At 68.4% G+C, this 21,772-nt stretch carries 16 protein-coding genes; 6 read left to right on the top strand and 10 right to left on the bottom strand.

Annotated features, from left to right (window positions below; translation table 11 throughout):
- Positions 1-12: 12 nt before the first annotated feature.
- Positions 13-372, bottom strand: a complete 360-nt coding sequence (locus ACN28I_RS26500) for a hypothetical protein (RefSeq protein ID WP_420944719.1) — start codon at positions 370-372, stop codon at positions 13-15.
- Between the two features lie 579 nt (positions 373-951).
- On the opposite strand from ACN28I_RS26500, the gene ACN28I_RS26505 reads away from it, so the two are divergent.
- From ACN28I_RS26505 to ACN28I_RS26525, 5 genes are all read left to right on the top strand, one after another.
- A complete protein-coding gene (locus tag ACN28I_RS26505; protein ID WP_420944720.1) occupies positions 952-1,815 on the top strand; it encodes a ketopantoate reductase in 864 nt (287 codons plus the stop codon).
- Between the two features lie 70 nt (positions 1,816-1,885).
- A complete protein-coding gene (locus tag ACN28I_RS26510) occupies positions 1,886-4,126 on the top strand; it encodes an alpha-glucosidase (RefSeq protein WP_420944721.1) in 2,241 nt (746 codons plus the stop codon).
- A 130-nt stretch (positions 4,127-4,256) separates the two neighbouring features.
- Entirely contained in the window at positions 4,257-6,644 is a 2,388-nt protein-coding gene (locus tag ACN28I_RS26515; RefSeq protein ID WP_420944722.1) for a glutamine--tRNA ligase/YqeY domain fusion protein, read from the top strand.
- Positions 6,645-6,922: 278 nt separating this feature from the next.
- Positions 6,923-8,125 (top strand): glycosyl transferase family 39, encoded by a 1,203-nt coding sequence (locus tag ACN28I_RS26520; RefSeq protein WP_420944723.1) that lies wholly within the window; start codon positions 6,923-6,925, stop codon positions 8,123-8,125.
- Between the two features lie 195 nt (positions 8,126-8,320).
- A complete protein-coding gene (locus ACN28I_RS26525) occupies positions 8,321-9,097 on the top strand; it encodes a hypothetical protein (RefSeq protein WP_420944724.1) in 777 nt (258 codons plus the stop codon).
- Between the two features lie 143 nt (positions 9,098-9,240).
- Here the strand turns inward: ACN28I_RS26525 and ACN28I_RS26530 are convergent, their stop codons facing one another.
- The 8 genes from ACN28I_RS26530 to ACN28I_RS26565 all read right to left on the bottom strand — a co-directional run bounded on the left by ACN28I_RS26530 (position 9,241) and on the right by ACN28I_RS26565 (position 18,875).
- Entirely contained in the window at positions 9,241-10,644 is a 1,404-nt protein-coding gene (locus ACN28I_RS26530; RefSeq protein WP_420944725.1) for a family 2B encapsulin nanocompartment shell protein, read from the bottom strand.
- Between the two features lie 17 nt (positions 10,645-10,661).
- Complete coding sequence (locus ACN28I_RS26535; protein ID WP_420944726.1) at positions 10,662-12,068, bottom strand: family 2B encapsulin nanocompartment shell protein; 1,407 nt, start codon at positions 12,066-12,068, stop codon at positions 10,662-10,664.
- Between the two features lie 3 nt (positions 12,069-12,071).
- Positions 12,072-14,381, bottom strand: a complete 2,310-nt coding sequence (locus ACN28I_RS26540) for a family 2 encapsulin nanocompartment cargo protein terpene cyclase (protein WP_420944727.1) — start codon at positions 14,379-14,381, stop codon at positions 12,072-12,074.
- A 129-nt stretch (positions 14,382-14,510) separates the two neighbouring features.
- Complete coding sequence (locus ACN28I_RS26545) at positions 14,511-15,410, bottom strand: hypothetical protein (RefSeq protein WP_420944728.1); 900 nt, start codon at positions 15,408-15,410, stop codon at positions 14,511-14,513.
- A gap of 164 nt (positions 15,411-15,574) precedes the next feature.
- Entirely contained in the window at positions 15,575-16,300 is a 726-nt protein-coding gene (locus tag ACN28I_RS26550; RefSeq protein ID WP_420944729.1) for a hypothetical protein, read from the bottom strand.
- Positions 16,301-16,465: 165 nt separating this feature from the next.
- Positions 16,466-17,464, bottom strand: a complete 999-nt coding sequence (locus ACN28I_RS26555) for a sporulation-delaying protein SdpB family protein (RefSeq protein ID WP_420944730.1) — start codon at positions 17,462-17,464, stop codon at positions 16,466-16,468.
- Positions 17,449-18,054, bottom strand: a complete 606-nt coding sequence (locus tag ACN28I_RS26560) for an SdpA family antimicrobial peptide system protein (protein ID WP_420944731.1) — start codon at positions 18,052-18,054, stop codon at positions 17,449-17,451. The genes ACN28I_RS26555 and ACN28I_RS26560 overlap by 16 nt, the downstream gene beginning before the upstream one ends.
- Before the next feature lie 17 nt (positions 18,055-18,071).
- Positions 18,072-18,875, bottom strand: a complete 804-nt coding sequence (locus ACN28I_RS26565; protein ID WP_420944732.1) for a hypothetical protein — start codon at positions 18,873-18,875, stop codon at positions 18,072-18,074.
- A 694-nt stretch (positions 18,876-19,569) separates the two neighbouring features.
- Here ACN28I_RS26565 and ACN28I_RS26570 point away from each other — a divergent pair.
- Positions 19,570-20,013 carry an OsmC family protein gene (locus tag ACN28I_RS26570; RefSeq protein ID WP_420944733.1) on the top strand — a complete coding sequence of 148 codons (444 nt, stop codon included), beginning with the start codon at positions 19,570-19,572 and terminating at the stop codon, positions 20,011-20,013.
- Between the two features lie 346 nt (positions 20,014-20,359).
- Here the strand turns inward: ACN28I_RS26570 and ACN28I_RS26575 are convergent, their stop codons facing one another.
- The gene (locus ACN28I_RS26575; RefSeq protein ID WP_420944734.1) at positions 20,360-21,544 is read right to left on the bottom strand and encodes a hypothetical protein; all 1,185 of its coding nucleotides are present in this window, start codon (positions 21,542-21,544) and stop codon (positions 20,360-20,362) included.
- Between the last annotated feature and the right edge of the window lie 228 nt (positions 21,545-21,772).

Consider the following 21,772-nt stretch of genomic DNA (forward strand, 5'->3'; position numbering starts at 1 on the left):
CGAATGCGACGGTCAGGCGGGACTGTCGCCTACGCGCCGCAGGTGGACGACATGCTCCGCCATCGCCTGGCCGAGGCCGGCCACCAGCGCGTCGAAGCGCACCCGCCGCTCGGCGAGGTCCGGGACATGCTGGCCCTCCAGGGCGGGGTTCTTCTCGCGGAGCAGCTCGCGCAGAAACACCAGGAGGAACATGAGGTTGGACTCGCGGATGACCTCGTCCGGCTTCACCTCGCACGCACGGACGATGGTGGTATCGGCCACGAGCCGCTGGTCCACGATGCGCCAGGTGCCGACGGACTCCACCGAGGCCAGCCGTCCATCCATGAGGAGGAAGAGCCTCGCGGGCCTGGATGATGCCCGTGTCGTCCGCACGGGCCGCGGCCATATCCACCGGCATCTTGTCGCCGCGCAGGCACACCGCCGGCGAATCGAGCCACGGGGCCATGCGCTGCCGCGCGGGCAGGCTGCCGAAGAGCGCCTCGAGCGCCTGGACTCGCGCGGGATCCGAGACCCGGTCGAAGGAGCGGATGGGCCTCGCGGTCCGCTTCGCCGCGGGAAGGACGAGCTCGATCAGCTCCGACAGGAGGGCCGCCTTGGCCTCGACCACCGACTCGAGGGACTCGAGCGAGGACCAGAAGGCCTCGTCCTGGGGATCCTCCATCGGCCTACCGGGCCCCTCATGACCCTGGAGGAGCCGCTCCAGCTCGTTCACGGTCTCGAGGAGCTTCGACATCATCTCCTGCCGCGCCGCGTTCTTCGGATCCTGGTCCATGCCCGGGGAGTCTAGCAGGGAGCCCCGGAGCCTCCGAGGGAGGGGCGGCCGCCCCGGCGGAGATGGTAGGAGTCACGCCATGAGCGAGACCCCTCGGGTGCTGCTGGTCGGTGCGGGAGCCGTAGGCCAGGTGTTCGGGAAGTATCTCCAGGCGGCCGGCTGCGAGCTTCTCCTTCCTGGTGAAGGAGAAGTACGCGGACGAGGCGCGGCGGGGCTTCACCCTCTACGAGCTCGGCATGCTCGAGAAGGACCCCGAGCCGGTGGCGTTCTCCGGCTTCGGCGTGCACGTCTCGAACGAGGAGATCGCCGCGCGGCGATGGGATCAGGTCTGGCTGTGCGTCTCCTCGACGGCGCTGCGGGCCGGGAACTGGGTGGGCGAGCTGGCCCGCGCCACGGGAGAGGCCACGTGGGTCATGCTCCAGCCGTCGCTGGATGACCGCGACTGGCTCCTGCAATGGATTCCGCCAGAGCGGCTCGTCTCCGGCATGATTCCCTTCATCAGCTTCCACGCGCCGCTGAAGCCCGGAGAGCGGTATGCGAAACCGGGCACGGCGTTCTGGCTGCCTCCGATGACCCGGGGCCCGTTCAGCGGCCCGCCGGAGCGCCTCCAGCCGGTCATCCACACGCTGCGTGCGGGCGGGTACCCGGCCCGTGCCACCCGGGATGTGGCCCGCGACGTGGCGATTCCCTCGGCGGTGCTGACCGTCTTCGTGAATGGATTGGAAGCGGCGGGCTGGAGCTTCGAGCGCTTCCTCCAGCACGACTCGCTGGAGCGCGTCCACCGGGCCGCGCGGGAGGCGGTCCAGGTCGCGGCCTCGCACACGAAGGGGAGCGCCTCCGCCGTGCTGCCGCTGCTGCGCCCCGCGCTCTTCAAGGTGCTCCTGCCCGTGGCGGCCCAGCTCACGCCCTTCGACCTGGAGACCTACCTGAAGGTCCACTTCACCAAGGTCGAGGAGCAGACCCGGTGGATGATGCGGACGTACGTGGACCTGGGCAGGAGCGCGGGGCTGCCCGTCGGGAATCTCCAGGCAGCCTCGCGCTGAGAGGGTTTCGGATGGCGGCCGCGTCGGCGATAGCGGGTGTGCCGGATGTGACGGGCCGTGGATGCGCTCCATGGACTACGCTGGCCCCGTGCTCGTCCTTGCTACCCGCCTCCTCCCCGTCTCCCTGCTGCTGCTGTGCGCCGCCTGTGGCTCGAATGACCTCGCGCCCGGCAGGTTGTCCGCGGAGGGCGTGGACCTTCCCGTCTCGTCCTCGACAGGCGCCTTCGAGGTGCGGTGGATGGGCGGCGAGGCACCGGCCCTGCGCATCCAGCAACACGGCCGCACCGTCTGGGAGAGCCTCCCCGGGCGAGCCTTCGTGACCGCCGGACGCGGCACGGAGAAGGTCCACGAGTCACGTGGCCTGTTCTCCGTGCAGGACTCGCTGGAGGAGCGCTGCGTGGACCAGCGCGTGACGGGCATCGTCACCCGGGACCCGGAGACGGTGGAGGTCCGCGGCACCCTCTCCTGCCGGGATGGCGAAGTGGGCTACGGCCTGCGTCTCACCTCCGTGTCCGAGCGGCAGCTCGCCTTCACCGTGGAGGTGGAGGATCCGCGCTACAACCGCGTGGCCCTCACCCAGGCGTCCACGAAGGATGAGGGCGTGTATGGCTTTGGCGAGCAGTTCACCTGGTTCGATCACAAGGGTCTGCGCGTCCCCATCCTCGTGTCCGAGCAGGGCATCGGCCGGGGCGCGTTCCCCATCACGCTCGGGGCGGACCTGACGGCGGGCGCCGGAGGCAACGGGCACACCACCTACGCGGCCGTGCCCCACTTCCTCACCAGCCGCCTGCGCTCGCTCTTCCTGGAGGACACCGAGCCGTCCTTCTTCGACCTGCGCGACGACGGACGCATCACCGTGGAGTTGTTCTCCCGCACCATGCACGGGCGCATCCTCGCGGGCACCACGCCGCTGGAGCTCATCGAGGAATACACGGCCTACGCCGGACGGATGCGGCGCCTGCCGGACTGGATTCTCGGCGGCGCGGTGATTGGAATGCAGGGCGGCACGGAGAAGGTGCGTGAGGTGCTCGGGAAGCTGGAGGAGAAGGACGTGCCCGTGGCGGCCTTCTGGCTGCAGGACTGGGTGGGCCAGCGCACCACCAGCTTCGGCAAGCAGCTCTGGTGGAACTGGGAGCTGGACCCCGAGCGCTACCCCGGGTGGCCCGAGCTGGTGGGCTCGCTGGAGTCGCGGGGCATCCGGGTGATGACGTACGTGAATCCGTTCCTCGCGGACGTGGAGGGGCAGAAGCCCGCGTACCGGCGCAACCTCTTCGCCGAGGCGAGGGAGCGGGGCTACCTGGTGCGCACGCCCGGGGACGCGCCGTACCTCATCCAGAACACCTCGTTCTCCGCGGGGCTGGTGGACCTGACGAATCCCGAGGCGCGGCGGTGGATGAAGGACGTGCTGCGCGACGAGGTGCTGGCGGTGGGGGCCTCGGGGTGGATGGCGGACTTCGGCGAGGCCCTGCCCTACGACGCCCGCCTGGCCGAGGGCGACGCGAAACCCTTCCACAACGCGTACCCGGAGGAGTGGGCGAAGCTCAATCGCGAGCTCATCGAGGAAGTGGGCCGGGGCGAGGACGTGGTGTTCTTCATGCGCTCGGGCTTCACGCGCAGCCCGAGGCACGCCACGCTGTTCTGGTTGGGGGACCAACTGGTGAGCTGGGATGACTCGGACGGCATCAAGAGCGCGGTGACGGGGCTGCTCTCGGGCGGGCTGTCCGGCTACAGCCTGAACCACAGCGACATCGGCGGGTACACCACCATCGACAACCCGCTGCAGAACTACCACCGGAGCCCGGAGCTGCTGAAGCGCTGGACGGAGCTGGCGGCCTTCACCCCGGTGTTCCGCACGCACGAGGGCAACATTCCGGACCACAACGCCCAGGTGTACTCGGATGACGAGTCCCTCACGCACTTCGCGCGGATGGCGAAGGTGTACCGGGCGTGGGAGCCCTATCGACGGCGGCTCGTGGACGAGGCGGCGGACAAGGGCTACCCGGTGGTGCGGCACCTCTTCCTGCACTACCCGGAGGACCCGACGGCGCGGCGGCTGCGCTACGAGGCGTTCCTGGTGGGCAGCGAGCTGCTGGTGGCGCCGGTGCTGGACGCGGGCGTGGAGGAGGTGCGCGTGTACCTGCCGGCGGGCCGCTGGGTGCACGTGTGGAGCGGCCAGGAGTACGGCGACGAGCACCAGGGGACGTGGCACACGGTGGCGGCGCCCCCGGGCAGGCCGGCGGTGTTCCACCCGAGAGGCTCGGAGGCGGGCGAGGCCTTCCGGGCCCGGCTGCTCGCGAACGGGCTGCGCTGAGTCCGCCCCGGGTGGGACGCCTGCCCGGAGGGCGGCCGGGGCGGGGGGAGCCCCCGGGAAACCGCCCGCTGACACCCGGCCCGCTTCTCTCTCGCGCTGGGGACCGCAAGGGCGATAGTAATAGCCCATTATGAGCAAGCAGCCAGCTGACCTGATTCCCGCGCCCGAGGCACGCCGTGTGTCTCCGAACTTCATCACGGAGATCATCGACGCGGACCTGAAATCCGGGCGGCACGCGAGCATCGTCACGCGCTTCCCGCCGGAGCCGAACGGTTACGCGCACCTCGGGCACGCGTTCGCCAGCTACCTGGACTTCATGACGGCGCAGGACTACCGCGGCGTCTGCCACCTGCGCATGGATGACACCAACCCCGAGGGGGAGACGCAGGAGTACGCGGACAGCATCATCCGCGACATGCAGTGGCTGGGCTGGGACACCTCGCGCCTGTTCTACGCCTCGGACTACTACGAGCAGCTCCACGACTTCGCCGTGCAGCTCATCCGCAAGGGCCTGGCGTACGTGGAGAGCGTCAGCGGCGAGGAGATGGCCCGCCTGCGCGGCACGGTGGAACAGCCGGGCACGCCCAGCCCGTACCGCAACCGCGGCGTCGAGGAGAACCTGGACCTCTTCCGCCGCATGCGCGCCGGAGAGTTCAAGAACGGCGAGCACGCGCTGCGCGCGAAGATCGACCTGGCCAACCCGAACTTCAAGCTGCGCGACCCGGTGCTCTACCGCATCCTGCACGCGCCCCATTACCGGACCGGCAACAAGTGGTGCATCTACCCGATGTACGACTTCGCCCATCCCATCAGTGACGCGCTCGAGGGCATCACGCACAGCATGTGCAGCCTGGAGTTCATCGACAACCGGGCCATCTACGACTGGCTCATGGACAACCTGTTCTCCGACAAGGAGACGGGCAAGACGGCGCCGCGCCAGTACGAGTTCGGGCGGCGCAGCATGGAGTACACCGTCGTCAGCAAGCGCAAGCTGCGCCGGCTCGTGCGCGAGGGCGTGGTGAAGGGCTGGGACGACCCGCGCATGCCGACCATCAGCGCGATGCGCCGGCGCGGTGTGACGCCCGAGTCCGTGCGGGCCTTCGCCTCGCAGATTGGCGTGAGCCGCACCAACCGCACCGTGGACCTGGCCCTCTTCGAGAACGCCGTCCGCGACGACCTGAACCTGCGCGCGCCCCGCGTGATGGCGGTGACGCGCCCGCTGAAGGCCGTCATCCAGAACCTGGACGCGGAGCGCATGCTGAGCCTCCCGTACTGGCCGCAGGAGGTGAGCAGTGCCGACGGGAAGGTGCCGCTGCCCACCGGCGAGCGCGTGGCCTCCGAGAAGGCGGTGCGCGAGGTGCCGCTCACGCGGGAGATCGTCATCGAGCGCGAGGACTTCAGCGCGGATCCGCCCAAGGGCTTCAAGCGGCTCACGCCGGGCGGGACGGTGCGCCTGCGTGGCGCGGGCATCATCCGCTGCGACGAGGTCATCATGGGCACGGACGGCGGGCCGTCGGAGCTGCGCGTCACGCTGCTCGGCGAGGACGCCAAGGCCGGCGGCGTCATCCACTGGGTGAGCGCCACGCGCGGCGTGAGCGCCGAGTTCCGCCTGGTCGACCGGCTCTTCACGGTGGCCGAGCCCGACAGCGAGGCGCAGCAGTTCGACCCGGAGCAGCCCGGCCACGAGGACGACACGAAGCCGCTCAACACGGACTTCATGAGCTTCGTGAACCCGAACAGCCTGGTGGTGACGCGCGGAGTGGTGGAGCCGAGCGTGGCGAAGGACCCGGCCGGCGCCCGCTACCAGTTCGAGCGCGCCGGGTACTTCTGGCGTGACCCCGTGGACAGCCGCGACGACGCGCTCGTGTTCAACCGCATCATCACCCTCAAGGACACCTGGGGGAAGAAGGCGGAGAGCGCGGAGCCGAAGGCGGAGAGCAAGCCGCGGACCGAGAAGAAGGCCCCCGCCGCGGAGGCCCCCGTCCGTCCGTCGCTCAGCACCGAGCAGGAGGCCACGGCCGCGCGCCTGCGCCAGCAGGGCGTCACCGAGAACGACGCGTCCATGCTCGCCCGGGAGCCGCAGCTCGCCGCGTACCTGGAGGCCGCGGGCGGCAAGCGGCTCGCGGAGCTCGCGCCCTGGGTGGTGAACGATCTGGCCACGTCCATCCGCGAGGGCACCAACCGCGTGGGCGTGGAGGCCCTGGCGGCGCTGGTCACGCTGGTGGCCGAGGGCAGCATCAGCGCCCGCATCGCCAAGGACGTGCTGGCGGAGGCGCAGACGTCCGGCGAGGCGCCCGCGAGCATCGTGGAGCGCAAGGGCCTGCGCGTCGTCAGCGACGAGGGGCAGTTGCGCACCGCCATCCAGGGCGTCCTGGACGCCAACCCCGCGAAGGTCGCGGAGTACCGGGGCGGCAAGAAGGGCCTCACCGGCTTCTTCACCGGCCAGGTCATGCGCGCCACCAACGGCCAGGCGGACCCGAAGGCCGTCGCCCGCCTCCTGAACGAAATGCTCGGGTAGGACAGGGGCGCGGCAGCGTGGAGGCGGCGGGAATCGAACCCGCCGCCTGGCACTCCCGGAGCGGGCTCGGCGGAGTCTCGTGGGAGCCTGGCGGTAGCGTGTGCCCTGGCGAGGTGTGGCTGGGGAGGAGCTGCACGGCTTCGCGCGGGTGCGCTGTGAGCGTTGCCATCCCATCAGCGCTCGCACCCTGGTGACGTGCTGCTTCGAGCGGTGGACCCGCCTGATACGTACGAGAGTCGGGTGGCGGGGGCTGTGGTAAGTACCCGCGTCGCCCGACCATGGTTCTCTCGCATCCCTCGCGCAAAGTCCTCCTCATCCTCCTGGCCCTGCTCGCACTCGGACTGAGCCTGCGTCTGAACTACTACGCCGGGCCCAACCTCTACGGCCTGCAGGCACAATCCTGGTTGGAAGGACGGCTGGATGTGCCGGGTCCGGCGGAGGACCTGAGCCTGTATGGGGGCCGGTACTACGTCGCCTTTCCCCCGTTCCCATCCCTGGTGCTGTTACCGGTGGTGGCGCTCACCGGGCACGAGCGCGCGCCCTATCGCGCCGTGGCGTTGGGCCTGGCCGGACTGGCGGCATGGCTCGCCTGGCGGGTGCTTCGGAGGTTGGACATCGCCGAGGCCGATCGCCCCTGGCTGGTGGCGGCGCTGCTGGCGGGGACGGCGTTCTGGTACTGCGTGGTGCAAAGCGAGGCCGTGTGGTTCCTCGCGCACGTGGTGTCGGTCACCTGCTCGCTGCTGGCCCTGGAGGAGGCGCTGGGACCGGCGCGGGGCGCGAGGGCGGGATTATGGGCGGGGCTGGCCTTTCTGTCTCGCCAGCTTTGCATCTACCTCATCCCCTTCATCGCGCTGGTGGTGTGGTGGCGTCACGCGGAAGCCGGCCGTCGCCGGCAGGTGCGAGAGGGCGTGCTGGTGCTCGTATTGGCTGGCGTCTGTGGCGGGGTGTACCTGCTGCTCAATGCCTTGCGCTTCGGTGACCCCCTCGACACCGGCTACGCGGGCATGCCCTTGAGCGATTTCCTGGCCGAGCGCGTGGCGCGCTATGGACTGTTCCACCCCGCGTACGTGCCCTTCAATTTCTTCCACATGTTCCTGGAGGGGCCACACTTCGAATTCGGTGGGCCCCGTCAGCTGGCGCCCATGGGAGTCGATGGCATGGGTACGTCGCTCACCCTGGCCAGTCCCTTCCTCCTGGTGGCGCTGATGGCGAGGCCGGCACGTCCCTTGCGGTGGGCGGCGTGGGGGATGGTGAGCCTCTCGCTCATCCACATGCTGCACTACTACAACAATGGTTGGGTGCAGCTGAACGCGCAGCGCTTCAGTCTGGATTTCCTGCCAGTGCTGTGGGTGCTGATGGCCTTGGGCACCCGGCATGTGGAAGCGCGTTGGTGGAAGGGCCTGGTGGCCTGGTCCATCGGACTCAACGTGCTCGTCTTGTCGGTGCTACCCCAACTCGTCCACGCCTGGCGCCGGTTGTGAGGAAGCACGAGACCGCTGCCAACCCGGCGCTGCTCAGCGCTGCCTGGGTCGAAATGAGTCCTTCGACATCTTCCCCGGCGTACCCGTGAGCAGGCCCCCACCTGACTCACCGGGTACCTCCTGGAAATAGGGGTCGGTCCATGCCAACAAGAGCACCTGGCCACCCGCATGCGGGGAGGCTCGGGAGGAGCACGCATGGACGAGGAGAAGAAGTCCGAAGCGAGTGAGGAGGGAGCGGAACGGGTGGGGCCGTACCTGCTTCAGGAGCAGGTGCAGCAGTCCGGCGACAGCCAGGAGGAACTCTATCTGGCCACGAACGAGACGAGCGGGGCCACGGCCCTGGTGCGCAAACACGCCGCCGAGGAGGGCACGGCGCCGCGGAAGGATTGGCGGGTGTTCCTCGGCTCCTGGGCCTCACGCGGCTACTCCACCATGGAAGTGGAGCACACCGGCTGGGCCAGGGCCCAGGACAGGCAGTCGGCGGAGTCGTTGCTGCTCACGTTGGAAGGTGTGCTCGAGGAAGTGCGGCGCATGGTGCGCGCCGTGTCCTACCCCCACGAGCCCCGCCTCCGGTGGCGTCTGGGATGGGGCGTGGCGAGCGCCGTCACGGTAGGCGCCCTGCTCCTCGCGCTGGTACGTCTGGCCTCCGTGTCCCAACCCCCGAGCGCCCTACCCGCGCCCCTGAGCCACGAGGAGCCCACGGCAGTCGAGACGCCGGACTTCCGCGCCTGGCTCGTGGACACCACACCACCCAGAGGGGAAGCCGTGCTCGCCCGGCCTCTGCCGAAAGAGCCCTACAAAGGGCAGAAGCGCCCCCCCTGCACTCGCTACACCGAGGTCGAGCTCGTCGGAGGCTGCTGGGCGCCTCACGAACTCAAGGCCCCGTGCCCGGAGGACCTCCACGAGCACCAGGGCAAGTGCTACTTGCCCTCGTTCAGAGCCCAGCCACCGCCCTCGTCGCTCGGGCAGTAAGGGGCGAGGATGCGGCGACGTCCCCCGCCGCTGCCCTCCCCCACTACCCAGGACATGCCCGGCCGACGTGCGCCTGCGCTCATGGGCACAAGGCCTGAGGTTTGACCCTCCGGCCCGAGCAGGGCCCCCTGGTGTGAGCCGTGTCAGCGCCCGAGCTGGATGTTCTCGAGCACTCCGAGCGCGTCGGGAATGAGCACGGCCGCGGAGTAGTAGGTGCTGACGAGGTGGGAGGCGATGGCGCGCTCGCTCACGCCCATCTTGCGCACCGAGAGGCCCGGCTCCACCTCGTCCGGGATGCCGGTCTGGTGCAGGCCGACAACACCCTGGTCGTCCTTGCCGGTCCGCATCACGAGGAGGGACGTCGTGTTGTCCGCGGAGATGGGAATCTTGTCGCTGGGCAGGAGGGGGACGTTGCGCCAGCTCAGGACCTTGCGGCCGTGCACCTCGACGACGGGCGGGTAGAGCCCGCGGCGGGTGCACTCCTGGCTGAACGCGGCGATGGTGCGCGGGTGGGCCAGGAAGAAGCGGGACTTCTTGCGCCGGCAGAGCAGCTCGTCCAGGTCATCGGGCGTGGGCGGCCCGCTGCGGGCGTGCAGCCGCTGCTTGAAGTCCGCGTTGTGCAGCAGGCCGAAGTCGCGGTTGTTGAGCATCTCGTACTCCTGCCGCTCGCGCAGGGCCTCGATGGTCAACCGCAGCTGCTCCTCGACCTGGTTCATCGGGCCGTTGAACACGTCGGCCACGCGGGTGTGCACCTGGAGCAGGGTCTGGGCCAGGCTCAGCTCGTACTCGCGGGGCTTGAGATCGTAGTTGACGAAGGTGCCCGGCAGCACGGGCTCGCCCTGGTGGCCGGCGGTGACCTGGATGGCGGCCTGCCCCGCCTTGTCCTGGGGCAGGCGCAGGCGCTCCTTGAAGCGCTCGACGTGGGCGGCCAGCACCGGGTTGCGCTGGATGACGTTCTCGAGCACCTCCTCCGGCATCATCATCACCGTGCAGGGAGTGACGGCCTTGACCGTGAACTTCCACGTGTCGCCGGCCTCCACCACCGCCTGGTCCCCGAAGTGGTCCCCGTCGGCGAGCACCTCGAGGATGACGTCATCCCCGTACGGGCCCTTGCCCAGCTTGTGGGCCTTGCCGTGGGCGAGCAGCACCACGTGCCCGGCGGGCTGACCCGCCTCGACGATGAGCTCGCCCGTCTTGAACTCCCGCTGGACGAACCGGCCCGCCAGCACGCTCAACACGTCGCGGTCGTTGAAGCCGCGCAGCAGCGGCAGCTCGGTCAGCTCCTCCGGGATGACCTCCACCCGGGCCCCGATGTTGCTGAAGCTCAGGCGGCCGTCACCGGCGGTATAGGTGAGGCGGCGGTTGACGCGGAACGTGCCACCGGGCACCTCGACCCACGGCAGCATGCGCAGCAGCCACCGCGGGGTGATTCCCAGCATCTGCGGCCGCGACTTCGTCGTGGTCGCCAACTGACGGGCAGCGAGCGTGCTCAGGCTCAACTGCTTCTCGCTCTCACCACCGCTGCCCGTCTTCATCGTGTTCGCCATGGAGATGCTCCTCGCTACTAGGTGCGGCCGATCTCGACGCTCTCGAGGATGCCGAGTGCGTCGGGAACGAGCACCGCCGTGGAGAAGTAGGTGCTGACGAGGTAGGAGATGACGGCCTTCTCGTTGATGCCCATGTAGCGCACGTTCAGGCTGGGCTCGATCTCGTCGGGGATGCCCGCCTGGTGCAGGCCGATGACGCCCTGGTTCTCCGCGCCCGTGCGCATCAGGAGGATGGAGCTGGTGCGGGTGTCGCTGATGGGAATCTTGTTGCAGGGGAAGATGGGGATGCCGCGCCAGGCGGTGACCTGGTGGCCGCCCACGTCGACGCTGCCCGGGTAGACGCCGCGGCGGCTGCACTCCTGGCCGAACGCGGCGATGGCGCGCGGGTGGGCCAGGAAGAAGGAGGGATCCTTCCACACGGTGGCCAGCAGCTCGTCCATGTCATCGGGGGTCGGCGGACCGCTGCGCGTGTGCATGCGCTGCTTGAGGTCGGCGTTGTGCAGCAGGCCGAAGTCGCGGTTGTTGACCAGCTCGTGCTCCTTGAGCTCCTTGAGCGCCTCGACGGTCAGCCGGAGCTGCTCCTCGGTCTGGTTCATCGGGTCGTTGAAGAGGTCGGCCACGCGGGTGTGAATCTGCAGCACCGTCTGGGCCACGCTCAGCTCGTACTCGCGCGGCGAGGTCTCGTAGTCCACGTAGGTACCCGGCAGCACGGGCTCGCCATGGTGGCCCGCGGACAGCTCGATGTCGGCCTGACCCGACGTGTCCTGCTTCTTCTTCGAGAGGGACCTGAATTGCTCGAGGTGCTTGCGCAGCGACGGGGCCTGCTCGACCACCGTCTCGAAGTCCGACTGCTTGAGCATCAACGCCGTGACGGGGGTGACGGCCTTGACCGTGAACTGCCAGTAGTCCTGCGACTCCAGCAGCGCCTGGTAGCTGTAGTGGTCGCCATCGGCGAGCACCTCGAGCACGGTCTCATCGCCGTACTTGCCCTTGCCAATCTTGTTCACCTTGCCGTGGGCAATGAGCCAGATGGAGTCGGCCTCCTGGCCCGCCTGGGTGATGACCTCACCGGCCTTGTACTCCTTCTGCACGAAGCGATCGGCCAGGGTGGTGAGCACGGCCACGTCGTCGTAGCCGCGCAGCATCGGCAGCTCGGTCAGCTCCTGCGGAACGACCTGCACCCGGGCGCCCGTGTTGTAGAAGGTCACCCGGCCATCGCCGATGGCATACGTCAGGCGCCGGTTGAGGCGGAACACGCCACCGTTGACCTGCACCCACGGCAGCAGCTTGAGCAGCCACCGGGACGAAATGCCCTGCATCTGCGGAGCCGACTTGGTCGTCGTCGCGAGCTGGCGCGCCGCGGCCGTCCCAAGGCTCATCTGCTGCTTGTTGGCTTCCTCGACCAGCTTCTCGAAACTCGGCATGACCTAGCTCTTTCCTTCCTTCACGAAAACAGAATCCGTTGCACGGCCCGCCGATGCGGGCCGGTTTCCACTCACGAGCGACGCGAGGCGCGCCGCCGAAGTCCCTCGGCCCGTGGGGCCCCGGAGGTGTTGCAGGTACCGCCCGGGCGTCCGGCTCCGGCGCAGCTCGGCTTCCTTGTAGCGGTCCACCGTCTGGTGCCAGATGAGCACGCCGGCCATCCACTGCTGGAGCTGCTCCACGTAGCCGCGCAGCTTCTCGCGTGCCTTCGCGTCCAGGCCCATGCTGTCGCAGAGCGTCGGCAGCTCGTGCGCGACGATGTGCTCGAACTGCTGCATCCGCGCCGTCATCAGGTTGTTCACGACCTCCACGCCCCCCGGCTTGTCGAGGTCCAGGAAGCGCTGGACGACCAGCACGGCGTTGTGGAGCTCGCCCTCGAACTCGACCTCCTTCTGGTAGGAGAAGACGTCGTTGGTGAAGCAGGCGTAGTCCGCGGCCGAGTTCTCGAGCGCGCGCATCGGCGTGGTGCGGAAGATTTCCGCCGGAAGCCCGTGGCCCTGGGCCAGCCGGGACAGGCTCATGGTCAGGTCCGAGCCGAACGTCTTGCGGCGCATCTCCACGTAGTCGACCGGATCCGGGACGCGGTTCTGCATCTGGTTGGCGAGCTCCCACAACCAGCTCGCGGTCATGTCCTGGATGGCCTTGCGGAAGTGATTGCGCGGCTCGGGCTCCATGGGACCGGCCGTGCGGGCCCACAGGTCGGCCAGGCCGCGCTCCACGGGGTTGGTGGGGACCGTGGTGAGGGCGGCGGGGTCGTCCGGCATGAACAACGACAGCCGGGCGTTGAAGACCTTCGCCCCGGCCATGTCGCGGCTGTAGCCGTAGAGCGCCGGGAAGTAATCGTCGGCGTAGGTTCCCCAGACGAGCCAGCCGGCCGTCACGTCGAGCTCGGGACCGGTCGCCGCCGGGTGGATCAACGCGCCGCACAGGGCCACGTCGGCGACGTCGAACGTGTGGTCATCCCAGATGTAGGTGCCCGGAAGGCCCGGCAGGGAGTCCAGCATCCCCATCCGGCGCGCCCACTCCTTGGAGCTGCGCCGCGCGGCCTCCAGGTGGGCGTTCCGCCGTGTGGCGTACGGCATGTAGAACTTGGGCAGCGAGACCGGGCCCACGTGCGTGTAGGGGGCGTGGGTGTAGCTCTTGAACCGTCCCAGCCCCAGGGCCGCGGGGGACAGGCGGAACCCCGAGGTGCCCAGACCCGTGGGGCCCAGGGGCAGGCCGTCCGAGGCCGCGGCGCCCTTGTTCATGTAACGGCTCGAGCGCATGTGCCACTCGTGGCCGCCCGACTGCCAGTCCTGGAGTCCCCGGACGTAGGTGAGGACATTGGCCTGCTCGGCCGGGGTGAGGCCGTGCTCCTGGAAGAGCGGGGGCAACTCGGTCAGGACGGTGTTCTCGAACTGGTGCAGCCGGGACGTCAGGACGTCATTGGTGAGGTCGGCGGCGCGCTGCGTCTCGACGTTCAGGAAGCGCTCGAGCACCAGGACGCAGTTGGAAAGCTCGCCCTCCTCGAGGATCTCCCGCTCGTAGGAGAACAGATCGTTGCGCAGGTGTACGGCATCGGAGAACGTGTCCTTGAGGACCTGCATCGGACGCGAGTGGGCGATGCGGGCGGGGACCTCGGCGAAGACGGCGTGCTCCACCAGGTCCGCCGACCAGGGCGCCCCGCCGACCTTGCGGCGCATCTCGATGTACTCGATGGGGTTGGCGACGCGGGCCTCGCGGATATTGACCAGTTCCCACATCGACTCGTCGAGCAGGGCCTTGGTGTTGGTGAAGAACCGGCGCCGCCAGTCCACGGACTTCGAGGGCACCGTGCGCGCCCACAGGTCCGCCAGGCCCCGCTCCACCGGATTGGTGGGCTTGGGCGGAGGGGAGAGGTCGACCGGCATGAACGCCGGCAGCCGGTCCAGGTACTGCTTCGCGCCCACGATGTCCTTGGAGCGCTTGTAGATCTCCAGGAAGTGGTCGTCGAAGTAGAAGACCCAGACGTACCAATCGGTGATGAGGTCGAGCTCCGGACCGGGGGCCTCGGGATGGGTGTACGCGCACAGCAGCGCGTAATCCATGGCATCGAGTTTCGCCTCGCTCCAGATGTCGGGAGTCTTGTCCTCCTTGGGAGGGTGGAGGATTCCCATCTCCCGCGCCCACGCCTTGGTATGCGCCCGGGCCCCTTCGAGATGAGGGTTCAGGCGCGCCGGCCAGGGGACGTAGAAGTTTGGCAATTGAAAAGGTTGTTTTCCGCGCGTCGCGGCCATTCGGACACCTTGGTTCCTCTCGCCGGGGACGCATGGCAACCCCCATGCCACCGGCTCATCAGAGGGAAGAGGGCCGGAAACCGGAGTGGGAACTCGTGTCGGAACGCACGGTGACACGTCAATGACGCGTCAATGACGTGTCAGCCGGCGCGGACCGGAGGGCCACCGGGTTGCCGCCCTCGAGCCTCGGGATGCGGCGAGTACGCTCATCATCGCGTACCAGCCGAGGATCGGTCCTGCCCCCGCACCGAAAACAGGGACCGGGAAGTTTCCGAAGAAGGTCGCCATCACGCTGGTGCACAGATAGAGGGCAAGGCCTGCCCCCACCTGCGACTCAACGGAGTGCCGCCTCCGCATGGCCAGGGCAAAGGGCGCGAGCAGCACCCCCCCCGCGAGGGCCGCTCCCAGGAGCCAAGGTGCACCTCTCGACGCCGTGAGGACGAGGATGCGCTCGACGTGATCGAGCGGCTGCAGGGGGTCGGGCCTGAACCACGTGGCCGCGGCCATGGCCAAGAGAACAGCGGCGACGGGTACGCCGATGCGCCTGTTCACGAGAGCCCCGCCTGTGAGCACTGGCAGTGCGCCAACGGCCAGTGCGGTGGCTTGCGCCGCATCCGGTTGCGCGAGATGGACGAGCTGCGTGGCGCCCACGAGGACGAGGGGGAGCGAACGCACACCCGGATTCGAAGCGGCGACGCCGAGTGCGAGCCATGGCACGAGAGCCGCGGACATGTTCAGCCGTATCGGCCCGAGTGCGAGCCAACGGCGAACGCCCTCGACGCCCGGCGAGAGAAGCGTCGCGGCAATGCCAAGAAAGACGAGGACCGGAAGCGCTCTCGCCGCGCCTTCTCGAATCCCCGGCCCACCTCGCGCGAACAGCACAACGGAAAGGACGCCGAGCGCCACTGCGAGGAAGCTGGGCAGGAACGCGGCCCAAGGAACTCCGTGACCTGTTGCGACGAGCAGGCCGAGAGCGAGCGCCGGGAGAGGCGCGAGAAGGAGCCACGTGTCTCGAAGGCCAGTCGCCATGGCGAGGCCATATCACACCGGGTTTTCCAACACGGAGAACCCGGCGCTCGCCCCCGCGGTGCGGCGCCGCTGAGGGCGGCACCGGGTTTGGCATCGGGCGTCAGCCGGACCCGGGCGCCTGGGACGGCGGCACAAGCCATCGCCACCGCCCCTGGAAACGCTGCTCAGAAGGTCTTCGCCACTCGGGCCACGAGCTCGTCGTGCAGGAGAGAGCCCTGCGTCGCCGTGCCCTGGGCCTGCAAATTGGCGGGGGTGGCCACGACCCACAGTCCTTCGACGAGGACAACACCAGACCAGATGACGGCGACAAGCGCCACCGCCGCGGCGGCCACGACCGCCGCCGCCATCGTGATGGCCTGCTCCGCCTGGGCCGATGTGCCTCCCGAATCCAGCACCAGGACCTTGCTCGCCGCATACGTCTGCTGGGCGGCGTCTTGGAGCGCCGCGTCGACGGAGACGGGATCCCCGCTCCGGATGCGAGCATCGAAGCGCTGGAAGAAATCGGGAGACTGCTTACGGATCTGCTGCACATAGAGCGCGACGACATTCTTCGGGACCGTCAGGTCCGCGCTCGACGGGTCGGCCGACTCGAGCTGGGCCATGGCGCGCTTCACCAGTGCCAGCCCTTCGGTGTCACCCCGCTCCTCCAGCTTGCTGGCCGTATCACGCAGCTTGCGCCTCATCTCGTCCTTGTCGTCCAGCAGTCCGCGAGGGCGTGCCTCGTCTCCGTAGACCTCTGGCAGCAGGGCGCGTGCGGGACCCACGCCGAAGAAGATCCCAGCGTAGATGTCTTCAGCCGGGAGGGATTGGAGCGAAGGCGCTGCTTCGACGACCTCGTCCTGCCCGCCCTCCATCTCTTCTGGCGCTGAACCGCAACCACCGAACGTCATGAGAGCCGCCAGCCCCATGGAGGTGGATGGAAGAAGACGGGAAAGGAAACCACGTGGCCGAATGGAATTCATGTTGCATCCCTTTTGAGTGAAACGGCGAAGAGACACCGTGTCTCATGTCGAGGGTAAGTGCCGCCCTCCAGGGTTGGGAGGCACGTCTGCCCACTAGCAGCCTGGCCGCTCCTTGGCCGTGTAGAGCACTCCGGCCCCGCTCGTGACCCCTGGAGCGGTGCGCGGTGACCGCGAGCGGCGCAGTACACCCGGAATGCGCAGCGGCTCGCTCACGGGCCACAGGTAGAGCAGCAGCGCGGCGAACATGACCAGCCCGAAGCTCACCAGGCCATGCACGAGAATGATGCCCAGGTGCAACAGCACCCCTCCAGCGAGCAGGAGCTTCCGGTACTTCGTCTTCGCGAGCAGACCCGCCGCGAGCGCGAACTCCAGGGCAATCACTCCCCAGCCCAATAGCGCCACGAGTACCCGGTTGAGGACGATGCTCCGGACGAATGGCACGAGCCACTCAGGGGCTCCGAACAACGGATGGAGCAGCCAGTAATACAGGGCCGTCCCATCCACCCATTGAGGCACCTCGCACTTGCCCAGGGCGGCATGGAAGTAGACGCCCGCCACCTGGAGACGGATGAGCGCGAAACACCACCAGGCGATGAACCGGCGCGAAGGCCCGGGCTCCCCCGCTCGCGCCTTCACGTCGGCAGGAGAGGACCAATGCCACTTCCGGCCATCGGTCAGCGTCACCGGGATGAGGAGGAAGGTGAGAATGGCCGAGAGCTGATCGCCCCCCTCGATGAGCGTGGCGTTCGCCTGAAAGCTGAAGGTCACCCACCAGTGCAGGATTCCCAGGTAGCGAGGCCGGTAACCTGACGCCGCGATGAGGAGGATGACCAGGGCAACGCAGCGTTTGAGCTCGAGCAGCCCCGTACCGCCAAGGCAATACAGACCGAACCGCGAGAAGGGTACGGTGCACTGCACCCCCTCGGGCGCGCCCAGCGTGGGCTGCGGGAGGAACAAATCCATGGTCGGATTGAAGGCCAGGGTGAGCGCGGAACCGAGCGCGAGCAGCGTGCGGGCAAGCCCGTACACGTTCGTCCACGGGAGCGATCTCGGGAGCCGCTGGCCCATGGCCTTCCCTAGTGCGCCGAGCATTGGACCTCCAGACGAACCACCCTGGACGGCATCACCACATCGCCGAGCATCCTGGCCCAGGCCCATGGAACCGGCTTCTGCAGGATGAACCCCACTTCGCCACAAAGGGTCGCATCGCGCACCGGGTTGCTCACGGCCGCGACGGGAGCGCTCGCCTCCAGGCAACGCTCGGGTGGGCCCTCACAGTCCGTCCACCTGCTCGCCGGGACATCGCGCAGCAACGCCTCGGCTTCGGAAGGTTGCGCACGGCTGTCACGCCGAATCCCAAACAACTGGCGCGGAGAGGCATTCTGCCCCAGGCTTCCGTCCACCCAGTTCCCGGAGGATGTCTGGAGCCTGAGTCCGAGCTGGGGCTCCGTCGGATTCCGGGTGAAGAACTTCCACCCCTGAGGCAGGACCGTCCGGATGGGGCTACCCTGGGAATGAGGGAGCTGGATGGTGTTGTAGGGGAGCGCCGCGTACACCGTATAAACGCCGAGGATGAGGGTGACCGTGAACGTGAGCACAACCGACAGCCCCAACGCGCTGTGCCCATACCGCCGAGTGCCGCGAGAATCATCCACCCCGAGTCCCCTGTTCTGGCGAGTCATGGCGCCTCGTCCCCCTTTCACCGGAATGCCTGGGTGACCCTCGCGACCAGCTCGTCGAAGCCCAGGGCGTCTTCCTTCATCAGCCCTCTCACTGAAGTCTCCGCACCCGCGGCGGCAGCCTCCGGGGATTGAACCCAGAGCACGGGTGGGAAGGGCAGGACGAGCATCCAGATCAGATCCACGACGAGGCCCTGCTCCGCGCTCAACGTACTGCTCTGTCCGGCGAGGACGGTCTTGTTCGCCTCGTACGAGACCTCGGCGGCACGCTGGAGAGCCCTCCTCACCCTGGACGGCTCTCCACTCCGAACGCTCTCCTCGAACTCGTCAAAGAAACCAGGGTGCTGCTGCTTGACCTGGGAAATGAGCAGGTCCGCCACCGCGGGGGGTGCTCGGAGCTCATCGACGCCCACCTCCTGGCCTTCCTGCCGCTCGCCCTTCTCGACCTGGGCGATGGTCCGCCTGAGGATGCGTGCGCCTTCGTCATCGCCCCTCTGCTCGAGCCTGTTCGCTGTATCCGTGAGGGTGGGAATGAGCTTCCGGGGATTGTTGAACACCGCGAGATACGGCGATCCCGGGCCGTAGAGCTCCGGCAGCAATCCGCTCGCGGGGCCTATTCCGAGGAACAGTCCTGCGTAGATCCGCTCCCCATCCAGCTCCTTCAGCGAACTACTCTCGCCGGAGGGGGCCTGAGCCGCCGGACTTCCCGGGGAGCCGGACACCGGCTCATCCTGCTGGGACGTACACCCGGACAGCCCCACCCATCCGCTGACGAAAGACATCACAAGACCGATGAAAACAGCCGAGTGATTGCGTTTTCTCATGCTCCTACCTCCTGTCGTGAGCCTCGACGGAGAGCGAGAGATGGCCTCTCGCTCCGGCAACTCCCGCAGCCACCATCACGTGCGGCACTGCTCCAGCCGCTGACGTCCCCTCGTCAGATGGCCGCGCATCAACGCTCCGCGAGTCCTCGTCAGGCGGCTCCAAGCCCGCCGCGGAAACCTCGTGACTCTTCTGGTGCTGGGGGATCGTGCCACGGGAGGACGAGTTGGCCGCGCATGGTGCTGTCTCCTGGGTAGTAGAGGAGTGTTCACGGATGGGCAGTTGGACAAGCCGACACCGAACGCGCGACCCTCGTTGCAAGGGAGCCATCCGAGGCCTCGGCAGTCTGCCTGCCATTGCGTACCTGAGGGCTGTGGGCCGGTGCAGCCACTTGCCCCTGCGCTGTAGCCATTGCCCCCGGCCTGGAGCGGCTGTTCCGGGGCATGAAGAACATGGCGACGCGGCCAGCCTGGAGCCCGGGACTCATGGGCCAGCGCTCTGTAGTCGTGCGGCGCGAACTCATGCGGGGGTGAAGCCAGGTGCCTCTTCGTCCGCGGATGCACGGACAGCACAGTCCTCTGGACACGGGGATGTGCAGCTCACTGTTCGATGCTCCCGCCCTGGTGTTCTGGCGCCGGTGCGGGCACAGTCCGGGCGGCGTCCCCCAGGGAATGACCTCGGTCATGGAGGTGGGTCTTGCACGAGTTTCCGCTGACGCTTCATTGGGAAGGTTCCACGGCCGCCGAGTACCCCCGTGATGCCGTGGCCCGCACGACGGGCAAGCAGGACATCGCGGTGAGCTCGGCGCCCTCGTATGGAGGGGATGCCTCGCGATGGAACCCCGAGGACCTGTTCGGCGCTTCGCTGGCCACCTGCCACATGCTCACCTTCCTGTCGCTGGCGAAGAAGGTGCGCCTGGACGTGCGTGGCTACGAGGACCACGTCACCGTCACGCTCGACACCGTGGACAAGGTGTCGCGAATCACCAGGGTGCGCCTGGCGCCGACCATCCGCGTGGCCCCCGGCACGGACCCCGCCAAGGTGCGCGAGATGTTCGAGAAGGCCCACAAGTACTGCTTCATCGGCATGAGCATCACCTCCGAGGTGCTCATGGAGCCCACCATCGAAGAGGCCCGGTGAGGTGAAGCAGCCCCTGTTGCTCCGGCACGTTGGCCTGGAAGAGAAGCTCATTGCTCTGCTGGGTTGCGGCGCTCATCAGGGCTGACCGCCCGAACCGGCGCGCGGTCGACAAGGAGGAGGCAGCCCTCCGCGGCCGAGCTCTTCCGTTCACTCACCGACAAGGAGCTCATCCGCGACTGCAACCACTGCCCGCCCACCACGGATGAGTTCCGCGGCTGGGTGTCGAACCGGATCAGCCAGTTCCTGCTCGCGAACTGAAGCTCCGGGTTCGGTGCGGCCCTGCCCGGCTCAGGGCGCCGGAGCGCGGCTCGCTCCGGCGGCCTCTCCAGGACGTCCGCCCGCCCGCCTACGGACAGGTGAAGACGGTAATGCCGATCGCGTCCACCCTCGCCCAGTCGCTGCCAGCGCTCATGGCGTACTGCGCGCGGAGCCCGGTGCCAAAGCCCGGGGCCTCGAGGTCCGCGATGGTCCAGGCGCGCCCCCAGAGGTCTTCCTCCGAACCGTAGGAGACGGTCATGTAGTCCGCGGCCCAGCTGGTCCCTTCCTCGACCAGGGCCCGCGACTCCCCGATGGGGGCGCCGTCCTTCAGCAGGCGCAGGTCGAGATCTCGGACATCGCCGTTGCTGTACGAGCTGCGCGTCACGTCGACGCGGATGCCCGCCACGACCGCGTCGTCGGGGAGCTCGAAGCCGTAGCCGGAGGACTCGAGCCGCGAGGTGGTCTCGTGATCGAACATCCCCTGGACGTAGGCCGGATCTCCATCCACCGTGAGGGCACTGTCGGTGTTGCGCCAGTCGCGCGCGAGGCCGACCTGCATGACCACCGTGGGGGAGACGGGGCCGGTCGTCTTCGCCGTGGCGCCTTCCTTGTAGAAGATCTCCAGCGTGACGTGGTCGGCCTCGAGCACCGTGGCCACGGGGCCCTGCAAGCCCACATCCATCGCGAAGTCGGACAGCATGGCGAGGTTGCGCGTGAGCGAGCCTGCCCCGCTGTGCCCCAGGCCGGAGAGCTCGTGCACCGCCTGGGTGGAGGTGAAGGCGACGTCGGTGGGCATGAAGCTCGTCACCGGGCCCGTCGACCTCCCGAAGCGCACCATCGCCCGGAGGCTGGTGGCGGCGTTGGGCGTGCGGCCGGTGATCCGCACCGTCGCGCTGGTGACGGTGCTGCCAGCCGGAATCGCGAAGCCGAACCCGCTGAGCCGGAGCGCACTCGTTCCGTCGCTGTTGAGCTCCACGCGCGCCGGGCTTCCGTCCGCAGCGAGGATGCGCGTCTCCTCCTCCCAGGGCCCCTCGACCGCGGCGCTCCTCACCGTCCCCGGATACCTCGGCCCATGCGCTGTCGGAGCGCTGCAGGGAAGGCCGGCATCGGTGGTGTCTCCTCCGTCGGTGGTGTCCCCCGCGTCGGGGTCCATGCCCGCGTCCATCTGGGTGCCGGCATCGGGCGGGCTCCCCGCATCAGGCCCGGTGGGAGTCGCCGGCGTGCCACACGCGACGCACAGGGATACGCACATCCACACAATCCAGTTCCGCATTCAGTCTCCGGGGTCGGGCCGAGCGCCTCGCCTCCGGGCGACTCGAGGTCCAGAGCCTTCACCACTGGCTGTGCAGGTGCAACAGGCCCCCCCCTCGTCCTATACCCTGCGTCCCGTGCGAATCGCCCTTCTTCTCCTTTGTGCCGCGTTGAGCGGATGCCAGGCCCGTGACGACGACGGCGCCTCCCCATTGATCCGCGATAAAGCGATAGGTCTTCGGTACATCCA

The organism is Archangium gephyra (assembly GCF_049060025.1).
In the GTDB taxonomy this organism is placed as follows: domain Bacteria; phylum Myxococcota; class Myxococcia; order Myxococcales; family Myxococcaceae; genus Archangium; species Archangium gephyra_A.